Source organism: Microvirga sp. P4_G7 (assembly GCF_056401005.1).
Genome location: NZ_JBFUKD010000349.1, coordinates 1 through 3,796, shown reverse-complemented (window position 1 = coordinate 3,796; position 3,796 = coordinate 1). Strand labels below are relative to the sequence as shown.

The following is a 3,796-nucleotide window of genomic DNA, read 5'->3' as shown; positions in this document are numbered from 1 at the left end:
CCGAAACTCTCGACCGCCGGTCGGTCCGAGAATGTCGAAACGCTCTTTCGGAAAACATCGACGAGGCTTCCGAGGTTGCTGTCGATCGTCGCGGGAACGCCCGGCGGATAGGACGCGAGCCAAGGCTTTTCGGGATGCGCGATGTTCTCCGCCAGAACGGATGCCGTGGACGTGGCGTTCATAGTTCCTCCCTCGCTGAGCGCGAAGTTGTGGCCGGGAGATCACCGTCCCCCCAATGGGTAACTTGGCGCGGGGTGGGTCGTTTGTCGATGGCGGGCCGGCGCTGGCCCGCCATCGCGCGCCCTCAATGGGCGTGTGGACGCATGGCGAGCTCGGCCGGACGTCCACTGAGTTCCGCCATGTGGTCGAATCGTGTCCTGAAGGTCCCGACGCCTGACGTTACGGAGCGCAATTCCACGATGAGATCGCCGATTTCCGATTCGGGGATCGTGGCGCTGAGGACATCCCAACCGGACCAGCCGGGCCGTGAATCGTAGCCCAGGATCTGCCCCCGCCGTGCGGTGATCAGGCCTGTCGCTTTCGACATGGCCTCCGTCGGCACTGAAATTTCGACCGACAGGATCGGTTCGAGCAGTACGGGTTTGGCTTTCGGCAAGGCCTCGGCGAGCGCGAGCCTCGCCGCGGATTGGAACGCCGCATCGGAGGAATCGACGCTGTGGTAGGAACCGTCCGTCAGCGTGACGCCTACGTCGACGACCGGAAATCCGAGCGGGCCGGTCTTGACCGCATCGCGCGCACCGGTTTCGACCGAGGGGATGTATTGGCGCGGAACGACGCCGCCGGAGATTTTGTCCTTGAAGGCGAAGCCCTCCCCTCTCGGCAGGGGCGCCACTTCGATGAGAACGTCGCCGAACTGGCCGTGACCACCGGTCTGCTTCTTGTGACGCCCACGCGCGGAGGCCGGAGAGCGGATCGTTTCGCAATACGCCGTCTTCGGCTTTCCCGTATCGACATCGACCTGAAAGCGCGAGGCCAGCCGCTCGACCGCGACCCGCAAATGCATCTCGCCCTGTCCGTGCAATCGCATCTCGTTCAAGTCAGGCCGGGTTTCGACCACCAACGCGGGATCTTCCTCGACGATTTTTGCCAGGGCTCCCGTGAGGCGCACATCGTCCTTCCGGTCTTTCAGGTGCAAAGCGACCGCGTAGACGGGGTCCGGCGGCGCCACCGAAACGATGGCTTCGGGGCGCGCCTTGCCCACCGCGAAACTGTCGCCTGTGGCAATGCCTTCGAGCCGACCAAAACCGACTGTCTCGCCGGCATTCGCTTCGTTGATGCGCTGCGTCGCACCACCTGTCAGGGCGAGAAGGCTCGCTACCCGGGTTTCGTTGCCGCGAGCGCCGACGACCGTGTCGCCCTCATGCACCGCACCGCGCAGAATCCGGCCGACCGTCATCTTGCCGCCTTGGCCCGAATGGAGCGTCTTCATCGCTTGCGCGAGAGGCGGCCCTTCCGGCTGGACCCCGAGGCGCGAGCAGGTATCCGCGAGTGTCGGCGCCTCATGGCGGATCGCCTTGAGCAGACGCGTGACGCCGTATCCGCGCTCCGCCGACCCGATCAAGGCCGGCACCACATGCCGCTCTTTCAATTCGCGAGCGAGATCGTCGAAGATGCGATCCCGTGGCGGTTCGATTTCGGAAATCAGATCCTCCATCAGGGTGTCGTCGTAATCGGCGAGACGCTCCAACATGGAGAACCGCGCTTCCCGCTCGCGCAGGATTTCACCTTCCGGCAGTTCCATCACCTCGCTCGGTGCGTGTTCGCGGTAGATGAAGGCCCGCTCCAGCGCGAGATCGACGAAGCCGATGGCGATACCGTCCTTCCAGATCGGAATTTGCCGCAGCAACAAGGGCGTTCGCGATGCGCGTTGAAGCAGGGCGAGCGTTTCACGCAAGCGCCGTGCCGCGGTGTCGATCTTGTTCACGAACAGAAAGCGGGGAATGTCCGCTTCCTCGAGTTCCCGCAGAACGATTTCAAGCGCGGGAATTTTTCGCTCATCCGCTTCGCACACCACGATCGCGGCATCGCATACGGGTGCCACATGCCGCATGTCGTGCAGGAACTCGACCGAGCCTGGGCAGTCGACGAAGGTCATGGCTTCTCCGAGGAAGTCCACCGTCGCGACATTCGGCTCGATGCTCATCGCGTGCGATCGGGCTTCTGCGCTGCCGTCGCCTACCGTATCAGCGTTGGTGACGCGGCCTGCGCGCTTGACGGCGCCGGTACGCTCCAGGATTGCCTCGAGAAGTGAAGTTTTGCCACTTTGGAAGGGGCCGACGATTGCGATGCATCGCGGGCCCGCGGACGATCTGCCGATGGGTGCCATGAGAGTCTCCTTCCCCTGCCCCCGTCAGCGCTCCCTGTCGTGGAAACGTCATTTTCTCGATGCTGTGCCGGTCTTTGGCGAATAGCAAGCGGATTCCGGCCACGGGAGAGTTCCCTGGAATTCCCTCTCAAATGCAAAACGACCGGGCGAAGCCCGGCCGTTTGCGGAAACCGAAGGACCGCTTCTAGCGCGCAGCGCGGAGTTCCAAATCACCGACGCCGAGTGCGAAATTAAGTCCGGTCTGCCCACTGACCGAGAGCGGCTGGAGCGCGATGGAGCGGTTGGAACCACCCACCAGCACGTTGGCGCCGAGACCCGCGCCGATGGTCGCCTCGGCCGTCGCGCCGACATACTGTCCTGCGAGCGAGCCTGGCAAGACGCTGCCGTTGGAGAACACCGCCCACGTGATGACGCCACGGCTCGTCGCGCCGATATCCAGACCGAACTTCCTGATCGTGCCGACGTAGCGCTCGGCAGGACCACGGCGCGGCTTGAAGGTGCAAGACGTGGCCTTCTGCGAGGTCACGATGAGGCCGACACCGCCGGCGACACTGCAAGTGAGCACGCCGGACCTGACGCGATTCTGAGCTTGAGCCTCGATCGACCCGAAGGTTGCGACCAGGGCGAGGGTCGCCAATGCGGCTGTGCGGAACATGATGGTCTCCTGAGCTTAGCTGTTTGCTGCCAGGAAACGGGTAGGCAGACGGAAGGTTCCGCGCTGAGGATAAAATCCTTCAGCTCGGCAGAAGTCCGTCAAAGACTCATGTTGGGGGCGATGGCGGCTTGGCTATCGGCGTGCTCGCCCCGGCGAACGACCTGCATCGAGAAGATCGTCACCGGCCCGGCTCTGAGGAGATTCATCGCGGACACGACCATTTCCGCGAGCCGTTCCGGAGTGACGCTATCGCCCTCGATGTCGAGAATGAATCCCCTGGCGTCGACGTGGCCGCCATTGGTGAAGTCGACACGAAAATCCGCCTTCACCCGAAAGGGCGACGATTGGTCGACGCGATAGGGCGCGGCCTCGGGATCAGGAAGGAAGACCCGAGGCCAGTCGCTCATCGCAAGCTGCCGCAGAAGCGTTGGATGCGGTTGCAGGCCTCTTCCAACAGCACGTTCGATGTGGCGTAGGAGATCCGGAAGTTCGGACCCAGGCCGAAAGACGAACCGTGCACGGCGGCGACGCCCTCTGCCTCCAGGAGCTCGGAGACGAAGTCCTCGTCGGTCTCGAGAACCTTGCCCGACGGCGTCGTCTTGCCCATCGCCTCGGCGCAGGACGGATAGACGTAGAAGGCGCCCTCCGGCATCGGGCATTTCAGGTACTTGGTCTGGTTCAGCATCGAGACCACGAGATCGCGACGTTCCTCGAAGGCCTTCTTGAACACTTTGAGATGGTCCTGCGGCCCGTTGAGCGCCTCGACCGCCGCCCATTGAGCGATGGAGCAGGCG

5 protein-coding genes are annotated in these 3,796 nt (G+C 63.6%); all 5 read right to left on the bottom strand.

Features of this window, described 5'->3' with window-relative positions; translation table 11 throughout:
- Positions 1-182 (bottom strand): hypothetical protein (locus tag AC1DT3_RS14325; RefSeq protein ID WP_477465919.1); only part of this gene is annotated, 182 nt, incomplete at its 3' end.
- A 122-nt stretch (positions 183-304) separates the two neighbouring features.
- Complete coding sequence (locus tag AC1DT3_RS14320) at positions 305-2,347, bottom strand: elongation factor G (protein WP_477465918.1); 2,043 nt, start codon at positions 2,345-2,347, stop codon at positions 305-307.
- Positions 2,348-2,531: 184 nt separating this feature from the next.
- Complete coding sequence (locus AC1DT3_RS14315; RefSeq protein ID WP_477465917.1) at positions 2,532-3,002, bottom strand: DUF992 domain-containing protein; 471 nt, start codon at positions 3,000-3,002, stop codon at positions 2,532-2,534.
- 98 nt (positions 3,003-3,100) lie between these two features.
- Positions 3,101-3,409, bottom strand: coding sequence for a hypothetical protein (locus tag AC1DT3_RS14310; RefSeq protein ID WP_477465916.1), 309 nt, complete (start codon positions 3,407-3,409; stop codon positions 3,101-3,103).
- Positions 3,406-3,796: aminotransferase class I/II-fold pyridoxal phosphate-dependent enzyme (locus tag AC1DT3_RS14305; RefSeq protein WP_477465915.1), on the bottom strand; the 391-nt coding region annotated here is incomplete at its 5' end. The genes AC1DT3_RS14310 and AC1DT3_RS14305, both read right to left, overlap by 4 nt.

Coding starts and splice junctions, on each gene's coding strand:
- AC1DT3_RS14310 (WP_477465916.1), bottom strand. CDS start 3,409: ATGAGCGACTGGCCTCGGGTCTTCCTTCCTGATCCCGAGGCCGCGCCC.
- AC1DT3_RS14315 (WP_477465917.1), bottom strand. CDS start 3,002: ATGTTCCGCACAGCCGCATTGGCGACCCTCGCCCTGGTCGCAACCTTC.
- AC1DT3_RS14320 (WP_477465918.1), bottom strand. CDS start 2,347: ATGGCACCCATCGGCAGATCGTCCGCGGGCCCGCGATGCATCGCAATC.